The organism is Streptomyces bambusae, assembly GCF_020532645.1.
GTDB lineage: Bacteria > Actinomycetota > Actinomycetes > Streptomycetales > Streptomycetaceae > Streptomyces > Streptomyces bambusae.
This window is the reverse complement of record NZ_JAJAUZ010000022.1, coordinates 97,958-116,066: the sequence shown is the minus strand read 5'-3', so window position 1 is coordinate 116,066 and position 18,109 is coordinate 97,958. Positions and strand designations below refer to the sequence as shown.

Annotated in this window: 16 protein-coding genes and 1 pseudogene; 7 read left to right on the top strand and 10 right to left on the bottom strand. The window is 72.3% G+C overall.

Going from position 1 to position 18,109, the window contains the following annotated elements; all coding sequences use genetic code 11:
* Positions 1–103 (top strand): annotated as a pseudogene (locus LG634_RS17705) (ATP-binding protein); the annotation flags it as partial.
* Positions 104–275: 172 nt separating this feature from the next.
* Here LG634_RS17705 and LG634_RS17700 read toward each other — a convergent pair.
* Positions 276–476: an acyl-CoA carboxylase subunit epsilon gene (locus tag LG634_RS17700; RefSeq protein WP_226734810.1), complete on the bottom strand. Its 201-nt coding sequence runs from the start codon at positions 474–476 to the stop codon at positions 276–278.
* A 16-nt stretch (positions 477–492) separates the two neighbouring features.
* Positions 493–2,076 carry an acyl-CoA carboxylase subunit beta gene (locus LG634_RS17695; RefSeq protein WP_226734809.1) on the bottom strand — a complete coding sequence of 528 codons (1,584 nt, stop codon included), beginning with the start codon at positions 2,074–2,076 and terminating at the stop codon, positions 493–495.
* Between the two features lie 273 nt (positions 2,077–2,349).
* Between LG634_RS17695 and LG634_RS17690 the strand changes: the two genes are divergently transcribed.
* Entirely contained in the window at positions 2,350–2,982 is a 633-nt protein-coding gene (locus tag LG634_RS17690) for a YceI family protein (protein ID WP_226734808.1), read from the top strand.
* A gap of 26 nt (positions 2,983–3,008) precedes the next feature.
* Here LG634_RS17690 and LG634_RS17685 read toward each other — a convergent pair whose 3' ends face one another.
* From LG634_RS17685 to LG634_RS17670, 4 genes are all read right to left on the bottom strand, one after another.
* Positions 3,009–4,379, bottom strand: coding sequence for a hypothetical protein (locus tag LG634_RS17685; protein ID WP_226734807.1), 1,371 nt, complete (start codon positions 4,377–4,379; stop codon positions 3,009–3,011).
* Positions 4,380–4,477: 98 nt separating this feature from the next.
* Positions 4,478–6,079 (bottom strand): citramalate synthase, encoded by a 1,602-nt coding sequence (gene cimA, locus LG634_RS17680; protein ID WP_226734806.1) that lies wholly within the window; start codon positions 6,077–6,079, stop codon positions 4,478–4,480.
* 308 nt (positions 6,080–6,387) lie between these two features.
* Positions 6,388–7,011 carry a TetR/AcrR family transcriptional regulator gene (locus tag LG634_RS17675; RefSeq protein ID WP_226734805.1) on the bottom strand — a complete coding sequence of 208 codons (624 nt, stop codon included), beginning with the start codon at positions 7,009–7,011 and terminating at the stop codon, positions 6,388–6,390.
* Positions 7,012–7,029: 18 nt separating this feature from the next.
* A complete protein-coding gene (locus tag LG634_RS17670; protein ID WP_226734804.1) occupies positions 7,030–8,088 on the bottom strand; it encodes an agmatine deiminase family protein in 1,059 nt (352 codons plus the stop codon).
* A gap of 265 nt (positions 8,089–8,353) precedes the next feature.
* On the opposite strand from LG634_RS17670, the gene LG634_RS17665 reads away from it, so the two are divergent.
* Positions 8,354–9,784, top strand: a complete 1,431-nt coding sequence (locus tag LG634_RS17665) for a cytosine permease (protein WP_226734803.1) — start codon at positions 8,354–8,356, stop codon at positions 9,782–9,784.
* Between the two features lie 27 nt (positions 9,785–9,811).
* Positions 9,812–9,955, top strand: coding sequence for a hypothetical protein (locus tag LG634_RS17660; RefSeq protein ID WP_226734802.1), 144 nt, complete (start codon positions 9,812–9,814; stop codon positions 9,953–9,955).
* Positions 9,956–10,056: 101 nt separating this feature from the next.
* Here the strand turns inward: LG634_RS17660 and LG634_RS17655 are convergent, their stop codons facing one another.
* From LG634_RS17655 to LG634_RS17645, 4 genes are all read right to left on the bottom strand, one after another.
* Positions 10,057–11,142, bottom strand: coding sequence for a branched-chain amino acid aminotransferase (locus LG634_RS17655; RefSeq protein WP_226734801.1), 1,086 nt, complete (start codon positions 11,140–11,142; stop codon positions 10,057–10,059).
* A gap of 249 nt (positions 11,143–11,391) precedes the next feature.
* Complete coding sequence (locus tag LG634_RS17650) at positions 11,392–12,432, bottom strand: 3-isopropylmalate dehydrogenase (RefSeq protein ID WP_226734800.1); 1,041 nt, start codon at positions 12,430–12,432, stop codon at positions 11,392–11,394.
* Between the two features lie 99 nt (positions 12,433–12,531).
* Positions 12,532–12,663 carry a hypothetical protein gene (locus LG634_RS37895; RefSeq protein WP_264203242.1) on the bottom strand — a complete coding sequence of 44 codons (132 nt, stop codon included), beginning with the start codon at positions 12,661–12,663 and terminating at the stop codon, positions 12,532–12,534.
* A 224-nt stretch (positions 12,664–12,887) separates the two neighbouring features.
* Positions 12,888–13,805: a LysR family transcriptional regulator gene (locus LG634_RS17645; protein WP_226734799.1), complete on the bottom strand. Its 918-nt coding sequence runs from the start codon at positions 13,803–13,805 to the stop codon at positions 12,888–12,890.
* A 102-nt stretch (positions 13,806–13,907) separates the two neighbouring features.
* Between LG634_RS17645 and LG634_RS17640 the strand changes: the two genes are divergently transcribed.
* The 3 genes from LG634_RS17640 to LG634_RS17630 all read left to right on the top strand — a co-directional run bounded on the left by LG634_RS17640 (position 13,908) and on the right by LG634_RS17630 (position 18,099).
* On the top strand, positions 13,908–14,921 hold the full coding sequence (locus LG634_RS17640; RefSeq protein ID WP_226734798.1) for an NADP-dependent oxidoreductase: 1,014 nt from the start codon (positions 13,908–13,910) through the stop codon (positions 14,919–14,921).
* Positions 14,922–15,049: 128 nt separating this feature from the next.
* Complete coding sequence (locus LG634_RS17635) at positions 15,050–17,074, top strand: phosphocholine-specific phospholipase C (RefSeq protein ID WP_226734797.1); 2,025 nt, start codon at positions 15,050–15,052, stop codon at positions 17,072–17,074.
* A gap of 323 nt (positions 17,075–17,397) precedes the next feature.
* Positions 17,398–18,099, top strand: coding sequence for a nitroreductase family protein (locus tag LG634_RS17630; protein ID WP_226734796.1), 702 nt, complete (start codon positions 17,398–17,400; stop codon positions 18,097–18,099).
* Positions 18,100–18,109 lie beyond the last annotated feature (10 nt).

Below are 18,109 nucleotides of genomic sequence, written 5' to 3'. Positions count from 1 at the left end.
CCCCGACGCCCCGATCATCACCACCGACGCACGCCACCGCGCCGACGCCAAATCCGCCCTCATCACCCTCGTCGAACACGCCCTCATGGCACGACTGCGGTAGGCACCCGGCACGGTACGAAGGCCCCCGGCTCCTCGGAGTACGGGGGCCTTCGCCATGTGCGGGCGTACGGGTCCCAGGGCGCGTCGCCGGCGCGTCGTACCGGCCCGGCAACGGCGGAGGCCCCGCACCCTTCGCGGGTGCGGGGCCTCCGGGGTGCCGGTGGCGGCGGGGCTCAGCCCTGCCAGCTGTGCGGGGCGCGGAACCCCGGGGTGCGCTCCAGGCGGCGCCAGCCGGCGGTGGAGCGGCGGCGGGGTGCCGGGACGGCGGGGCCGCCGGCGGCGCGGGCCAGCAGGATCGCGGTGATCGCGGCGAGCTCTTCGGGCTCGGCGTGGCCCTTCTCGACGCGGAGCAGAGCGTCAGCGGGAGTGCTCATGAGGTGGCAGGTCTCCTTACTGCGGCGGGTTGCCGTGCTTGCGGGACGGAAGGTCGGCGTGCTTGTTGCGGAGCATCGCGAGCGAGCTGATGAGCACCTCGCGGGTTTCGGCGGGGTCGATCACGTCGTCGACGAGACCGCGCTCGGCCGCGTAGTAGGGGTGCATCAGCTCGGCCTTGTACTCCTTGACCATGCGCGCGCGCATCGCCTCGGGGTTCTCGGCCTCCGCGATCTGCTTGCGGAAGATGACGTTGGCGGCGCCCTCCGCACCCATGACCGCGATCTCGTTGGTCGGCCAGGCGAACGTCAGGTCGGCGCCGATGGACTGGGAGTCCATGACGATGTACGCACCGCCGTACGCCTTGCGCAGGATGAGCGAGATCCGCGGGACGGTGGCGTTGCAGTACGCGTACAGGAGCTTCGCGCCGTGCCGGATGATCCCGCCGTGCTCCTGGTCCACGCCCGGCAGGAAGCCGGGGACGTCCAGCAGCGTGATGATCGGGATGTTGAACGCGTCGCACATCTGCACGAAGCGGGCGGCCTTCTCGGAGGCCTCGATGTCCAGCACGCCGGCCAGGGACTGCGGCTGGTTCGCCACGATGCCCACGACCTGGCCGTCCATCCGGGCCAGCGCGCAGATGATGTTCCGCGCCCAGCGCTCGTGGATCTCCAGGACGTCGCCGTCGTCGACGAGCTCCTCGATCACCTTGTGCATGTCGTACGGACGGTTGCCGTCGGCCGGGACCAGGTCGAGCAGCACGTCGGAGCGGCGGTCGGCCGGGTCGTCGGACTCGTGGACCGGCGGGTTCTCCCGGTTGTTCGACGGCAGCATCGAGATCAGGTAGCGGACCTCGGCGATGCAGGTCTCCTCGTCGTCGTACGCGAAGTGCGCGACGCCGGAGGTCTCGGCGTGCACGTCCGCGCCACCGAGGCCGTTCTGGGAGATCTCCTCACCGGTGACGGCGCGGACGACGTCGGGGCCGGTGATGAACATCTGCGAGGTCTCGCGGACCATGAACACGAAGTCCGTGAGGGCCGGGGAGTACGCGGCGCCGCCGGCGCAGGGGCCGAGCATCACGGAGATCTGCGGGATGACCCCGGAGGCCTTCGTGTTGCGCTGGAAGATGCCGCCGTAGCCGGCGAGCGCGGAGACGCCCTCCTGGATACGGGCGCCGGCGCCGTCGTTGAGGGAGACCAGCGGGGCACCGGCCGCGATGGCCATGTCCATGATCTTGTGGATCTTGGTGGCGTGGGCCTCGCCCAGGGCGCCGCCGAAGATCCGGAAGTCGTGCGCGTAGACGAAGACCGTGCGGCCGTCGACCGTGCCCCAGCCGGTGATCACACCGTCGGTGTACGGCTTGCGGGCCTCCAGGCCGAAGCCGGTCGCCCGGTGCCGGCGCAGCTGCTCGACCTCCCGGAAGGAGCCGGCGTCCAGCAGCAGCTCGATGCGCTCACGGGCGGTGAGCTTGCCCTTGGCGTGCTGGGCCTCGGTGGCGCGCTCACTGGGTCCGCGCCGCGCCTGCTCACGCAGGGCCAGCAGCTCGGCCACACGGCCGCGAGCGTCCGTCGGCTCGCCGGGGGTCTCATCCACAACGGTCATGTACTGACCTTACGAAAACGACCTAGAGAATCCCTCCGTCGACTCTGAACAGTCTCCGGCCCCGTCCGCTGTCCGGGCCGGACAGAACCCGCGGTCGGGACATGTGACCCGCCAGTTGGGACGGAGGTCCTTTGTGCGCCTCCGACAAATCTCGCGACACGCCGAACCAGAAGGTTGAAATTTGAACGGAATGGTTCTACTGTCGTTCTCGTTGAACATTCAACAACAGCGGTCCACCCCCCTCCGGACCGCCCACCCCACCAGGAGAACGTCATGGGCCTCTTCACCCGCCGCAGCAACGCCACCACCACCGCCACCACGGCCCCGGCCGCCGGCGCCGTCGCCACCCTGGAGGCGGACCCGGCGCTCGCCGCCCTGACCGGCGACTACACCATCGACGCCGCCCACAGCAGCATCGGCTTCACCGTGCGGCACGCGATGGTCACCAACGTCCGCGGCTCCTTCGGCGAGCACGAGGGCCTGCTGCACCTCGACGGCTCCGACCCGTCCCGCTCCACCGCCGCCATCGACCTGAAGATCGCCTCGATCGACACCGGCATCGCGGACCGCGACAACCACCTGCGCAGCGGCGACTTCTTCGACGCCGAGCAGTTCCCGGTGATGCGCTTCCGCTCCACCGAGGCCGCGCAGCTCGGCGGCACCGCGTACCGGGTCACCGGCGAGCTGACCATCAAGGACGTCACCCGCCCGCTCTCCATCGACCTGGAGTTCAACGGTTCCGCCAAGGACGTCTACGGCAACGAGCGCGTCGGCTTCGAGGGCAGCACCGAGATCCTGCGCTCCGACTGGGGCCTGACCTGGAACGCCGCGCTGGAGACCGGCGGCGTGATGGTCAGCGACAAGGTCAAGCTGACCTTCGACATCTCGGCCGTCAAGCAGGCCTGACCCGCACGGCACCGGCCCGGGGGCGGCTAGAAGCCGCCCCCGCCGTCGAAGCCGCCACCGCCGAGGTCACCGCCGCCGCCGAAGCCGCCGTCCCCGCCGAAACCGCCGTCGAAGCCGGACGTGTCGTAGTCGGCGCCGGAGAAGTCGCCGCCCTCGAACTCCGTCCCGGCCGCGCCGAAGTCCGACGCGTAGGCCGGGGTGCTCATCATCGAACCGAGCATCGTGCCCACCAGCAGCCCGGGCAGGATGCCGCCGCCGAAGTAGCCGCCGGCCCACGGGCCGTACGCCGGGCCCGCGTCGTAGTACGGGCGCGGCCCGTTCTCGGTGGCCACCGTGCGCACCAGCGGCTCGCCGCCCTCGCGCAGCCGCACCGCGTCCGCCGCGCACACCGGCACCGTACGGGCGGACCCGCCGGCCGGGGACCACGTCGCGTCCTCGGTGCCGGGACCGTGCCGTGGGTCGAAGAAGCAGGGCACGCGCCGCTCGGGCAACGGCCGGCCCTCCCGGCGGGCGGCCAGCACCGCGAGCGCGAAGCGGCCGTCCTCGAGCGCCTGGGTCACCCCCGTCACCTCGTCGGGCCGGGTCACCCGCCCCATCATCTGCTTGGCCCGGTCGTACGAGTCCAGGGCCCGCTCGTAGTCGGCGCGCATGGCGTCGTCCGCACCCGGCTCACCGGGGTGGAAGTCCAGCCGCTCCAGCTCCTCGCCGAAGGCCGTGATGTCCTCGTCGACGACCACCCGCAGCCGGTCCACGGCCTCCCGGGCCGCCTCCTCCTTCTGCCGCCGGCTGCGGCGCACCAGCAGGTACGCCCCGCCGCCGCCCACCGCGGCCACCGCGCCGAGCGCCACCAGGCCGCCGACCGGCACCCCGCTGCCCGGACCGTCGCCGCCGGTGGTGCCCCAGGAGGCCGGGGCGCCGCCCTCGGCCTGGGCGAGGGCCTGGTCGACGAAGGTGTTCAGCTGGGCCGGGGCGTCCTGCGGCGGGCCGGCCTTCACGGCGTCGGTCAGGTTCCGCACCGCGTTCACCGGCATCACGGCCGGGTCGGCGCCGGCATTGAAGCGGTCCCCGAGCCGGATCGCGTACACGCCGCTGATCCCGGTCTCGGTCCGCAGCGTCCGCAGGATGCTCGCGGCCGGGTACTCGGGCACGGCCGGCAGCACCGCGACGAACACCGGCTTGCCGGCGTCCTTGATCTTCCGGGCCAGTGCGTCCGCCTGCGCCGGGGGCAGCTGCGCCTCCGCGCGCGGATCGACGTAGACCGGGCCCTCCTTGAGGGCCTCGGCCACGGCGGCGGGCCCGGTGGCCGCCTGCGCCTGCGGCGCCGCCGTGAAGGCGGCCGCCGACAGGGCCAGCAGCAGACCGGCCAGTACGGACATCAGCCTGGTCCCCGTCCTCATGACCCCGCTCCTGCCCTCGCTCATACCTTCGACGCTACCCGAACCAGAACTTTCCGGGAGTGAAAGGGGCATAAGGGTCGACAGGGGGATCCGGGCGGCTACTCCAGCGCGTCCACGCCCGCGTGCAGCAGCCCGTACGTAAAGGCGTCCACGATGGCCTCCCAGGAGGCCGCGATGACGTTGCCCGCCACCCCCACCGTCGACCACTCGCGGTGGCCGTCCGTCGTGGAGATCAGGACCCGGGTGGTGGAGTCCGTGCCCTGCTTGCCTTCGAGGATGCGGACCCGGTAGTCCACCAGCTCGAACTTGGCGAGCTGCGGGTAGAACCGGTCCAGCGCCGTGCGCAGGGCCCGGTCGAGGGCGTTCACCGGGCCGTTGCCCTCGGCCGTGGCGACGATCCGCTCGCCCTTGGCCCACAGCTTCACGGTGGCCTCGTTGGCGTGCGTGCCGTCGGGCCGGGTCTCGGCGATGGTCCGCCAGGACTCCGAACGGAAGTACCGGCGCGCCCGGCCCTCCGCCTCGGCGCGCAGCAGCAGCTCGAAGGAGGCGTCGGCGGCTTCGTAGGTGTAGCCCTTGAGCTCGCGCTCCTTGACCCGCTCGACGACGCGCGAGATCAGTGCGCGGTCGCCGCCGAGGTCGACGCCCAGTTCCCGGCCCTTGAGCTCGATCGAGGCGCGGCCGGCCATGTCGGACACCAGCATCCGCATGGTGTTGCCGACCTTCTCCGGGTCGATGTGCTGGTAGAGGTCCGGGTCGACCTTGATCGCGGAGGCGTGCAGGCCGGCCTTGTGGGCGAAGGCGGAGACGCCGACGTACGGCTGGTGGGTGGAGGGGGTCAGGTTCACGACCTCGGCGATCGCGTGCGAGATGCGGGTCATCTCGGCCAGCGAGCCGGCGGGCAGCACCTTGCGGCCGTACTTGAGCTCCAGGGCCGCGACCACCGGGAAGAGGTTGGCGTTGCCGACCCGCTCGCCGTAGCCGTTGGCGGTGCACTGGACGTGGGTGGCGCCGGCGTCGACGGCGGCCAGGGTGTTGGCGACGGCGCAGCCGGTGTCGTCCTGGGCGTGGATGCCGAGGCGGGCGCCGGTGTCGGCGATGACGGTGGAGACGACGGCCTGGATCTGGGCGGGGAGCATGCCGCCGTTGGTGTCGCAGAGGATGACCACGTCGGCGCCGGCCTCGTGGGCGGTGCGTACGACGGACTTCGCGTACTCGGGGTTGGCCCGGTAGCCGTCGAAGAAGTGCTCGCAGTCGACGAACACCCGGCGGCCCTGCTCGCGCAGGTGGCTCACGGTGTCCCGGACCATGTCCAGGTTCTCTTCGAGGGTGGTCCGCAGGGCCAGCTCGACGTGCCGGTCGTGGGATTTGGCAACCAGGGTGATGACCGGGGCGCCGGATGCCAGGAGGGCCTTGACCTGCGGGTCCTCAGCGGCGGTGGCACCGGCCCGGCGGGTCGCACCGAAGGCCACGAGCTGGGCGTTCTTGAAGTCGATCTCGGCGCGCGCACGGGCGAAGAACTCGGTGTCGCGGGGGTTGGCACCCGGCCAGCCGCCCTCGATGAACCCGACCCCGAAGTCGTCCAGGTGACGGGCGATCGTCAGCTTGTCCGCGACCGTGAGGTTGATGCCTTCGCGCTGGGCGCCGTCGCGCAGCGTGGTGTCGAAGACATGGAAGCTGTCGTCGATGACCTCTGTCGTCATGCTGATCTGACTCCTGTCGGATGAGTGGCTCCGGATGCCCGGGATCCACCTGCCCCCATCATCTCCGCGCTCCCCGCCCCCGGCAGGATGGGCCGGGAAACGAAAAAACCCCTCGCGGGTGCGAGAGGTCTGCGCGCGGGTCTGGAGGCACGGTGGCCGCTGCCGCGGGGATCTTCCGCGGATCAGCGGTCACTGCGGACCGGCGCGCTGCTTCCCATAATCATGGTGAACGCATGCACGGTCCGCAGTCTGCCACACCGTCCACGGCGAACAGGGGCCGTCTCAGCATCCGGTCTCGCCATCCGGACTCAGGGGGCCGGCGGCGCGGTGTCCGGGCCGAGCGCCTCGGCGAGGAACTCCCGTACGTGGCCCAGGATCTGGTCCCGGCGCAGGCCCGGCAGGCCGACGGCGAGCTGGATGCTGAAGCCGTCGAGCAGGGCCCGGATCCGGGTGGCGCAGCGGTCCGCGTCCACGGGACGCAGTTCACCCTGTGAGATGCCCTCGGCGAGGAGGGCGACCAGGTCGCGGTGCCAGGCGCCTTCGATGGCGGACTGCCGGTCGCGTTCCTCGGGGCCGGCGTTCTGCGAGCGGTTCCAGACCTCCAGCCAGAGGGTCCAGTGCGGGTCGCGGGGGCCGTCGGGCACGTAGAGGTCGACGTAGGCGGCGAGGCGCTCCCGGACGGGGGCGCGGCGGGAGAGCAGGGCGCCCCGCTCGGCGCCGAGCCGGCCCTCGCTCCATTCCAGGGTCTGGAGGAGGAGTTCGTCCTTGCTGCGGAAGTAGTAGAGGAGGTGGCCGCTGCTCATGCCGACCTCGCGGCCCAGACCGGCCATGGTGAGCCCGTCGAGGCCGCGCTCGGCGATGGTGGCCATGGCGGCCGCGAGCACGTCCTCGCGCGGCGGCGCGTTCTTCCGCGCCCGCACGCCACCCGCCATGGCCTTCTCCTCCGTCTGTCAGACCTTCGGCTGCTGCTGGGTGATGCAGTGGATACCGCCACCCCCGGCAAAGATCGTACGTGCGTCCACGAGGGTCACCGTCCGGTCGGGGAACAGGCCGCGGAAGATCTCGGCGGCTTCCTCGTCGCGCGGGTCGTCGAAGGCGCACAGCACGACGCCGTCGTTGCACAGCAGGTGGTTGATGTACGAGTAGTCGACCCACTCGCCGTCCTCTTCGAGCACGGTCGGTGCGGGGATCTCGACGACCTCCAGCCGGCGGCCCTGCGCGTCGGTGGCGGCGCGCAGCAGGGCGGCGATGGACTTGCAGCGCTCGTGGTCGGGGTGGGCGGGGTCGGGCTGGGTGTGGACCATGACCACGCCGGGGCGGGCGAAGGCGGCGACGATGTCGACGTGGCCCTGGGTGCCGTAGGTGCCGTAGTCGCCGGCGAGGCCGTACGGGAGCCAGATGGCCTTGGTGGTGCCGAGGTGGGCGTGGATCTCGGCCTCGACCTGCCGGCGGGTCCAGCCGGGGTTGCGGCCTTCGCCGAGCTGGACGGTGTCGGTGAGGAGGACGGTGCCCTCGCCGTCGACGTGGATGGCGCCGCCCTCGTTGACCAGGCGGGTGCTGAAGGTGCGGGTGCCGACGAGGTCGGAGACGTGCCGGGCGATCTTGGAGTCGTTCTCCCAGCGGGCCCATTCCTGGGCGCCCCAGCCGTTGAAGGTCCAGTCGACGGCGGCCAGGCCGCCCTGTCCGTCGGTGACGAAGGTGGGGCCGATGTCGCGCATCCAGGCGTCGTCGAGTTCGCGTTCGACGACGGTGAGCGGGTGGCCGTCGCCGGCGCCGGCGAGGGCGCGGGCGCCGTCGGCGTCGCCGGGCGAGACGACCAGGGTGACCGGCTCGAAGGTGCGGACGGCGCGGGCGACGGCGGCCCAGGCCTCGCGGGCGGCGGCGAGTTCGGCGTCGTCGGTGAAGGTGGGGTTGGGGCTGGGCCAGGCCATCCAGGTGCGCTCGTGGGGAGCCCACTCGGGGGGCATGCGGAAGCCTTCGGCGGCGGGGGTGCCGGCGGGGTGGGTCATGGTCGCGGTCCTTACGGGATTCACAGGAAGTACAGGCGGTTCAGGCCATGTGCCCGGCGTGCCCGGGCCGGCTGGGCAGCACTGAAGAGCAGGAGCCGGTCGCGCTCCGTGGGGTCGGCCGCACGACGATCCACCACTCTTCCCGTCATCTGGTTAGAGCATCACTCTAACTCTTCATTTCCTTGCACGGAACGATTGACCGGGACCACCAGAACAGGTCACATTGAGTGTCACTCAAATCCCCGTTGCCCGGTAGGAGCCCCCTGTGCCCAGAGAACAGCGCGGAGTCGACGCGATCCCCGAGGCGGAGCGGACCAGCGGTCCGCGTGACCTGATATCGATCCTCCTCGGCTCCAACCTCTGTCTCGGAGTGATCGTCTTCGGCTGGCTGCCGCCCTCCTTCGGGCTCGGCCTGTGGCCCTCGGTCACCGCGATCGTCGCCGGAACGGTGGCGGGAATCGCGTTCACCGCGCCGCTCGCCCTCGTCTCCCTGCGCACGGCCACCAACCTCTCCACGTCCAGCGGAGCCCAGTTCGGCGTCCGCGGCCGGCTCGTCGGCTCGGTCGTCGGCCTGCTGCTCTCCCTCGGCTACACCGCGCTCACCTTGTGGATCGGCGGCGACGTGATGGCCGGCGTGCTGTCCCGGCTCACCGGCCTGCCGGACGACGCCACCACCCGCGGCGTGACGTACGGGCTGCTGGCGGCGTGCACCGTGGTCGGGGCGGTCTTCGGGTACGGGCTGCTGCTGCGGATGAGCCGGCTGCTGTCGGTGGCCATGCTGGTGCTGCTCGCCGTAGGCGTCTTCGCGTACGCCGGGGACTTCACCACGGCCGCCCCGCCGGACACCGGCGGCTACCTGCTCGGCTCGTTCTGGCCGACCTGGTTCCTCGCGGCCGTGGCCGCCGGGCTCAGCGGGCCGGTGGCGTTCATCACCCTGCTCGGCGACTACACGCGGTACGTCTCCCCGAAGGTGCACAGCCCCCGGAAGGTCTACCGGGCCACCTGCCTGGGCCTGCTGGTCGGCCTGCTGGTCCCGCAGCTGTTCGGCACGTACACCGCACTGGCCGCCGGCGCCGGGGCGGACTACGCGGGTCCGCTGGTGGCGGCCTCCCCCGGCTGGTACCTGCTGCCGCTGTTCCTCGCGGCCGCGGCCGGGTCGGTCGGCAACGCCGGGCTGATGCTCTACTCCATGGGCCTGGACCTGGACGCGATCCTCCCGCGCACCACCCGGACCCGTGCCACCGTCATCGCCGCCGCCGTGGCCACGGCGTTCGTCTTCCTCGGCTCGTTCGCCTGGGACGCCCAGTCGGCGATGACCTCGTTCGTGCTGCTGCTGACGGCCGTCGGCACCCCGTGGGCGGTCATCACCCTGATCGGGTACGTGCGCTGCGGCGGGAATTACGACGCGGAAGCGCTCCAGGTGTTCAACCGGAGGGCCCGCGGCGGCGTCTACTGGTACAGAGCCGGGTGGAACCTCCGCGCGACCGCGTCCTGGACGCTGGGCGCCGCGGTGGGCCTGGCCGCCGTGTCGACACCGCTGTACGAGGGGCCGCTGCTGGCCCTGACCGGCGGAGTGGACTGCAGCTTCATCCTGTCGGGGCTGTCGGGCGGTCTGGTCTACGCGGCACTGACCATCCGGCGGGGGGCGGCCACGGCTGCGGGGCCCACCGGGAAGATCGCGGCCGCCGTCGACTGACGCGGCCGGCACGGGGAGTGGAGTGGCATGGAAGAGGCAGCGTTGGTCCTGGGCAAGGTCGTGCGGGGGATCGCAGGCGTGATGTACCTGTGCAGCGACGCCGTGATGTCGGTGCTGACGGACGGCAGCGGCCGGGGCGGCGCCCGCAAGCGCCGCGACCGCAGGCGCTGAGCGGTCCGGCGCACGGCGCCGGCAGGCCTCGGGCCACGAACGGGAAGGGCCCCGCGCACGGTGCGCGGGGCCCTTCCCGTCGTCGTCGGTGCCGCAGGGGCTCAGCCCAGCGGGTGCATCCAGCCGTGGGCGTCCTCGGAGCGGCCGGTCTGGAGGTCGAGGAGCGCCTTGCGGAGCTTCATGGTGACCTCGCCGGGCTCGCCGTTGCCCTGGGTCCAGTCGGCGCCCTTGGACTTGACCGAGCCGACCGGGGTGATGACGGCGGCGGTGCCGCAGGCGAAGACCTCGGTCAGGGTGCCGTTCTCGTTGTCGCGCTTCCAGTCCTCGGTGGAGATGCGGCCCTCCTCGGCGGTGTAGCCGAGGTCGCGGGCGATCGTCAGCAGCGAGTCGCGGGTGATGCCGGGGAGCAGCGAGCCGGTGAGGGACGGGGTGACGATGCGGTCGCCGTACACGAAGTACAGGTTCATGCCGCCCATCTCCTCGATCCAGCGGTGCTCGACGGCGTCCAGCCAGACGACCTGGTCGCAGCCGTGCGAGGCGGCCTCGGCCTGGGCGACCAGGGAGGCCGCGTAGTTGCCGCCGGTCTTGGCCGCGCCGGTGCCGCCCTTGACCGCGCGGACGTAGTCCTCGGACAGCCAGACGGAGACCGGCTTGACGCCACCCGGGAAGTACGCTCCGGCCGGGGAGGCGATCACCATGAAGAGGAACTCGTTGGCCGGGCGGACGCCCAGGCCGACCTCGCTGGCGAACATGAAGGGCCGCAGGTAGAGGGAGGCCTCGCCGGAGGAGGGCACCCAGGCGCGGTCCTGCTCGACCAGGGCGTCGCAGGCGGCGATGAACAGCTCGGTGGGCAGCTCGGGCATCGCCATCCGGCGGGCGGAGGCCTGGAAGCGCTCGGCGTTGGCCTCGGGGCGGAAGGTCGCGACCGTGCCGTCGGGCTGGCGGTACGCCTTGAGGCCCTCGAAGATCGTCTGCGAGTAGTGCAGGGTCATGTTCGCCGGGTCGATCGACAGCGGCGCGTAGGGGACCAGCTCGGCGTCGTGCCAGCCGCGGCCCTCGGTCCACTTGATCGTGACCATGTGGTCGGTGAAGTGGCGGCCGAATCCCGGGCTGGTCAGGATCGCCTCGCGCTCCGCGGCGGCGAGCGGGTTCGCGGACGGCTTGAGCTCGATCGTGGGCGTCGTCATGAGTGCATGTCCTTCACCGGTTGTGTGGAGTGGACCGCGCTCGACGGCGTGCGTACCGGGACGTCCGAGCTTCCCCGCATTCCGCGGCCCCGCGTTCGATTATCGCGCGGGAGCGGGCTCCGGAGAAACGGGGGCGGGGTGCGGCCCACGGAGATGGTGGCACCCGGGAGCCGCACAAGAGAAGCCGCCGGGTACCCGAAGGGGCAGAGCCGGCGGCTTTCCGGGATGAACCGGGAGGAGCTGCCGGGGTCAGCCGGCCACCCGCGCGGCGAGCGCGTCGCCGATCTGGTCGGTGCTGCGGAACGTACCGTCGCGCTCGGCGAGGTCGGCGGAGACCGCGTCCTCGATCCGGGCGGCCTGCTCCTCGTAGCCGAGGTGGCGCAGCAGCAGGGCGACCGAGAGGACCGTCGCGGTCGGGTCGGCCTTGCCGGTGCCCGCGATGTCCGGGGCCGAGCCGTGGACCGGCTCGAACATGGACGGGAAGGCGCCGGTCGGGTTGATGTTGCCCGAGGCGGCCAGGCCGATGCCGCCGGTCACAGCCGCGGCGAGGTCGGTGAGGATGTCGCCGAACAGGTTGTCGGTGACGATGACGTCGAAGCGCTCGGGCTGGGTGACGAAGAAGATCGTCGCCGCGTCGACGTGCAGGTAGTCGGTGGTGACCTCGGGGTACTCCTGGCCGACCCGGTCGAAGATGTTCTTCCACAGGTGGCCCGCGTACACGAGCACGTTGTTCTTGTGGACGAGCGTCAGCTTCTTGCGGCGGCGGGCGTTGGCCCGCTCGAACGCGTCGCGGACCACGCGCTCGACGCCGTAGGCGGTGTTGACGCTGACCTCGGTGGCCACCTCGGCCGGGGTGCCGGTGCGCAGCGAGCCGCCGTTGCCGGTGTAGGGGCCTTCGGTGCCTTCGCGTACGACGACGAAGTCGATGTCCGGACGGCCGGCGAGCGGGGTGGCCGTGTTCGGGAACAGCTTCGACGGGCGCAGGTTGATGAAGTGGTCGAAGGCGAAGCGGAGCTTCAGCAGCAGGCCGCGCTCCAGGACGCCGGAGGGCACCGACGGGTCGCCGATGGCGCCGAGCAGGATCGCGTCGTGCTGCTTGAGCGCGTCCAGGTCCGCGTCCGGGAGGGTCTCCCCGGTCCGGTGCCAGCGGCGGGCGCCGAGGTCGTATTCCTTGGTCTCCAGCTTCACGTCCTGGGGCAGGACCGCGGTCAGGACCTTGAGGCCCTGTGCCACGACTTCCCGACCGATGCCGTCACCGGGGATCACTGCGAGATTGATGCTGGTCGACATGACGGCACCGTACTCCCTGTCCCATCCGTTGACACGTCCCGTCCAATATCCGGACAGGACGTGTCAGCGGGACGTCAGCGTGGCTCAGCGGCCGCGCGCTCAGTGGCCGGTGGCGCCGCCGTTGTCGCGGCGGTCCAGGGCGCGCTGCAGGGCGGCGGCGGCGTTCTTGCGCTCGGCTCCCGCGGAGTGGGCGGAGCGGCGGACACGGCGGGCGGGGGCGTTCTTGGTCATGGTGATCGACTCCTTGAGATCACGGGCGGCCGCGCACGGGAGGGCGCGGCTGCTGATGAGAGGGGTTCTTCAAGGCGCCGGAAGGGGCGGGGAGCGAGGGCCCGCAGGGGTTGCCTGCACGGGGGCGCATGCTCACGGCCGCCATTCGCCGGATCGGCGAGACGTTCGGCTCCTACAAAGCTAGGCCAGTTCCCGCTGTATGTCTCCGCAATTACTCGGACTTCCTAGTATCTGAGACGCCCTTCACCCGCCCGGGGTCGCCGGGCTTGCCGCAGTTCCCTTACGAGGGCCTGCACGGACCGGGTGGCGGCCTGCTCCGGGGTGGTGACGTATCCCACGGAGCGGACGGGTCCGCCGGGGCCCAGCCGGGTGACGCCCACGGTGTCGGGCGCGCCGGTCAGCGAGAGGGCCGGCAGCACCGCCATGCCGAGGCCGCGCCCGACCATCGTGACCACCATCGCGTCGTCCTCGGCCTGCACGGTGGCCCGCGGGATCCAGTCCTGGGCCCGCCACCAGTCGCGGGTGTACGAGCCGCAGTTCTCGTCCCAGTCCAGCAGCGGCAGGCTGCGCGGGTCGAGGTGCCCGGCCGGGTGCACCAGGGCGTACTCCTCCTCCAGGAGGGCGCCGCCGACCAGGCCGGGCGGGATGCCGTCGGGCCCGTCGAGGGTGGCGATGCCGAGGTCGGCGCGGCCGGCCAGCACCTCCCCCGCGGTGCCCGCGCCGAGTTCGCGCACCACCCGGACCTCCGGCCGCAGGGCGGGGTGGCGGGTCCGCAGCCGTTCCAGGACCGGGGGCAGCAGGTGCAGGGCCGCGCTGCGGAAGGCGGCGATGCGGACCGTCCCGTCGACGGGACACCCGTCGCCCCCTTCGGCGCGGCCCGCCGCGCGGGCCTCCTCGGCCATGACGGCGAGCAGGCGCAGGATCCGGCGGGCGTGCCCGACGGCCCGCTCGCCGGCGGGGGTGGGCCGGGCGCCGCGACGGCCGCGGTCGAAGAGGACCGCGCCGATCCGGGCCTCGCTGGCGCGGACCGAGTGCGAGACGGCCGACTGGGTCAGGCCCAGCCTCCCGGCCGCGGCGGAGAAGCCGCCGGCATCCGCCACGGCCACCAGGATCCTCAGTTCCTGCGGTCCCAGATCCGCCATCGGACCCTCCCACCTCGTCGTATGAGCAGCATTCATGGAACGGCCGCCGCCATGAACCCAACCCTCTGCCGGGCCGCCGGATTCCCTCCTAGCGTCCTGGCCATGAGCACGCAGACCGGCTACGCCGTCCACCAGACCGCCCGCCCCACCGGCTTCCCCACCGAGGACCTGTTCCGCTGCGTCGAGGTGCCGGTCCCCGCCCCGGCCCCCGGCACCGCCCTGGTGGAGAACCTCTACCTGTCCGTCGACCCGTACCACCGGCAGCTGATGGACGGCGGCCCGGACGGCTTCGCGCTGCACGCGCCGCTGGAGGGCCGGGCGCTGGGGCGCGTGGTGCGGTCCGCGGACCCGGGACTGGCCGAGGGGGACCTGGTCTTCCACCGGCAGGGCTGGCGGACCCATGCGCTGGTCACGGCCGGCACGGACGGGGCCCGCCGGGTGCGCGCGTACGACGGGGTGCCGCTCGCCGCCCACCTGGGGATCCTCGGCGGGACCGGGCTGACGGCGTACGCGGCGCTGACCCGTACGGCCGGGCTGCGGACGGGCGAGGACGTGTTCGTGTCGGCGGCCGCGGGCGGGGTGGGGACCGCCACCGCGCGGATCGCCCGGCTGCTCGGGGCCCGCCGGATCGTCGGCAGCACCGGCTCGGCGGCCAAGGCGGCCCACCTGACCGCGCACGTCGGCTTCGACGCGGCCTTCGACTACCACGACGGGCCGGTGGCCGAGCAGCTGGCCGCGGCGGCGCCCGACGGGATCGACGTGTACGTGGACAACGTCGGCGGCGACCACCTGGAGGGCGCGCTGGCGAACCTGCGGGAGCGCGGGCGGGTCGCCGCCGTCGGGGCGGTCGCCTCGTACCACCGGGGCGGCAGCGCGCCGGGCCCGCGGAACCTGCTGGAGATCGTGGAGAAGTCCCTGCGCCTGGAAGGGGTATTGGTCCGCCACCACACCAATCTCCAGGCGGAGCTGGAGGAGTTCCTGGTGCCGCATCTGCGCAGCGGGGCGATCGTCTCGGACGACACCGTGATCACGGGTTTCGGCAGGACTGTCGAGGCCTTCCTCACCATGATGCGCGGCGGCAACACCGGCAAAATGCTCGTCCGGGTACAGGACTGACCGAAGTCCCGTTGCACCAACAGAAGTTGACCGGTGCCTTACTGCACGGATCTAGACCTTTGAGCTCCGCTCCCCCACCCTGTCCACGTCGTGCCGCCGGGGCACGGACGGGACTGGAGAGGCGGGGCATGACTCCCATCAGCCGCAGGGGATTCGTCGGCATCGGGGCCGGGCTGGTGGCGGGGGCGGCCCTCCCGGCCGCCCCGGCCTCCGCGGCGGCGGCCGCCGCGACCGGCACCCTCGCCGACGTACGGCACGTCGTGGTCCTCATGCAGGAGAACCGCAGCTTCGACCACTACTTCGGCCGCCTCAAGGGGGTCCGCGGCTTCGGCGACCGGGCCGCGGGCAACCTCCCCGGCGGCTGGGGCATGTTCCACCAGCCCCACCTCGCCGCCCGGCAGTACCCGTGGAAGCTCAGCGACACCCCGCCCGCGGGCGGCGCCGACGGCAGGACGCTGGCCCAGTGCACCGGCGACCTGCCGCACAGCTGGACCTCCCAGCACGCCGCCTGGAACAAGGGCCGCATGGACAACTGGGTCACCGGCGTCGGCAGCGTCCGCACCCTCGGCCACCTCGACCGCGAGGACATCCCGTTCCACTACGCGCTCGCCGACCACTACACGGTCTGCGACGCCTACTTCTGCTCCGCGCTCAGCGCCACCGGCCCCAACCGCACCTTCCTGTGGAGCGGGAAGATCGACGCGGCCAGCAAGGACGGCGGGGAGGAGTCCGGGCTCACCTGGGAGACGTACGCGGAGGCCCTCCAGCGGGCCGGCGTGACCTGGAAGGTCTACCAGAACGCGCAGGACAACTACGGGGACAACGGGCTCGCCTACTTCAGGAAGTTCACCGAAGCCCGCCCCGGCGACCCCCTGTACGACCGGGGCATGGCCTCGGTGCCCCGGGTCACCGGCTCCACCCCCGACGACATCGCGGCCGCCATCCGGGCCGACGCCGTCGCCGGCACCCTCCCCCAGGTGTCCTGGGTGGTGGCGAACGAGGCCTTCTCCGAGCACCCGTACGCCCCGCCCGGCGACGGCGCGCACTTCGTCGACCTCGTCCACCGGGCACTCGCCGCGAATCCGGAGGTCTTCGACTCCACCGTCCTCTTCCTCAACTACGACGAGAACGACGGGTTCTTCGACCACGTGCCGCCGCCCGTGGCGCCGCCCGGAACACCCGGCGAGTACCTCGACGGGGTGCCGATCGGGCTCGGCTTCCGGGTGCCGATGCTGGTCATGTCCCCCTGGACGCGCGGCGGCTGGGTCAGCTCCGAGGTCTTCGACCACACGAGCGTGCTGCGCTTCCTGGAGAAGTGGACGGAGGCCATCGGCACGCCGGCCGCCTGCCCGCACATCAGCGCCTGGCGGCGGAAGGTGACCGGCGACCTGACCGGCGTCTTCGACTTCGCCAACCCGGTGTACGGGGTGCCGGCGGGCCTCCCGTCGACCGCGAAGGTGATCGGTCAGGCCACCTGCGCACCGCTGCCCAACCCGGCCCCGCAGGACAACGCCCTGCCGGCGCAGGAGCCCGGCACCCGGCCGGCCCGTGCGCTGCCGTACCAGCCGAACGGCAACCTGACCCGGCTGGAGTTCGGCCCCGCAGGCAAGATCCTCGCCTGGTTCGACATGAGCAACCTGGGGACGGAGGCCCGGCAGGCGGCCCACTTCTCGATCCACCCGCACCAGCACCGCAACACCGAGGCCTGGCAGTACACGGTCGACCCGGGCACCACGGCCTCCGACTGGTTCAGCATCGGCCTGGGCGCCGGCGCCGGCAGGTACGACATCTCCATGCACGGCCCCAACCGGTTCCTGCGGCGCTTCACCGGGGATGCGACCAAGCCCGGCAAGTCCCTCGAGGTGTCGGCCCGTTACGCCGTCGAACCGGGCACGGGCAAGGTGGCGGTCTGGTTCAGGATGACCAACTCCTCCGCCGCCCCGGCCACGTTCACCATCCGCTCCAACGCCTACCGCACCGACGGCCCCTGGACGTACGCCGTTCCCGCGAACTCCTCCCGCGAGGACTTCTTCAACGCCGTCGCCTACACCAAGGGCTGGTACGACTTCACCGTCCTCACCGCGGCCGACCCGACCTGGTCCCGCCGCTACACGGGCCACATCGAAACGGGCGCCCCGAGCGTCACCGGCTGAACAGGCTCCCGCCACCGGCCCGGCAGCGGAAAGGCCGGAACCGGGCGGGTGTTCCGGCAGCCGGAGCGCCCGCCGCCCGCCCCGGCCGCCCCCCGTACCCGGGGCGGCCCCGGTCCACTCGCAGGTGGCGGCCCGCACCCCGGCGCGGGCCGCCTTCCCGGCCCGGCCCCGGCTTCCCCGCACCCCGGAAACCGAAACCCGTCCGCCGCGCAAGGAATCGGCTGGCATGCGCGTCGGTCATAGTCCCCCTGTCGGTACACACCGGACACCCCCCGAGGACCCGCGGGTGGTCAACGGGGTTGCAGGACGGAAGACTTCGGCATATGTCGTCTCCCACTCAGCCGTGGGCCCCGGTTCACGGCCAGCCCTACCGCCCCGTCCCCTACCGGCCCGTGCGGATGCCGGCGCAGGAGTCGCTCGACCGCTCCGCCGAGCTGCGCGCCCGCATGGACGAGCGGCGCACGGTGCGCCGCTTCGCCACCGACCCGGTGCCCGAGCAGGTGATCCTCGACGCGGTGGCCTGCGCCGCCACCGCCCCCTCCGGCGCCCACCAGCAGCCGTGGACGTTCGTCCTGGTGAAGGACCCGGAGATCCGGCAGCAGATCCGGGCCGCCGCCGAGCAGGAGGAGCAGATCTCCTACGACGGCCGGCTCGGCGACGAGTGGCTCGCCGCACTGCGCCCGCTGGGCACGGACTCCGTGAAGACGCACCTGACGGACGCGCCCGCCCTGCTGGTGGTCTTCCAGCAGCGCTACTGGCTCGGCCCGGACGGCACCAAGCGCAAGCACTACTACGTCGACGAGTCCGTCGGCATCGCGGTCGGCATGCTGCTCAGCGCCCTGCACCTGAGCGGGCTGGCGGCCCTGGTGCACACGCCGAGCCCGATGCGCTTCCTGGGCCACGTGCTGAACCGGCCGGAGAACGAGAAGGCCTTCGCCGTGATCCCGGTCGGCTATCCGGCCGCCGACTGCGAGGTCCCGGACCTGGTCCGCAAGTCCCTCGACCAGGTGATCGTCGAGGTCTGAGCCGGCGGCC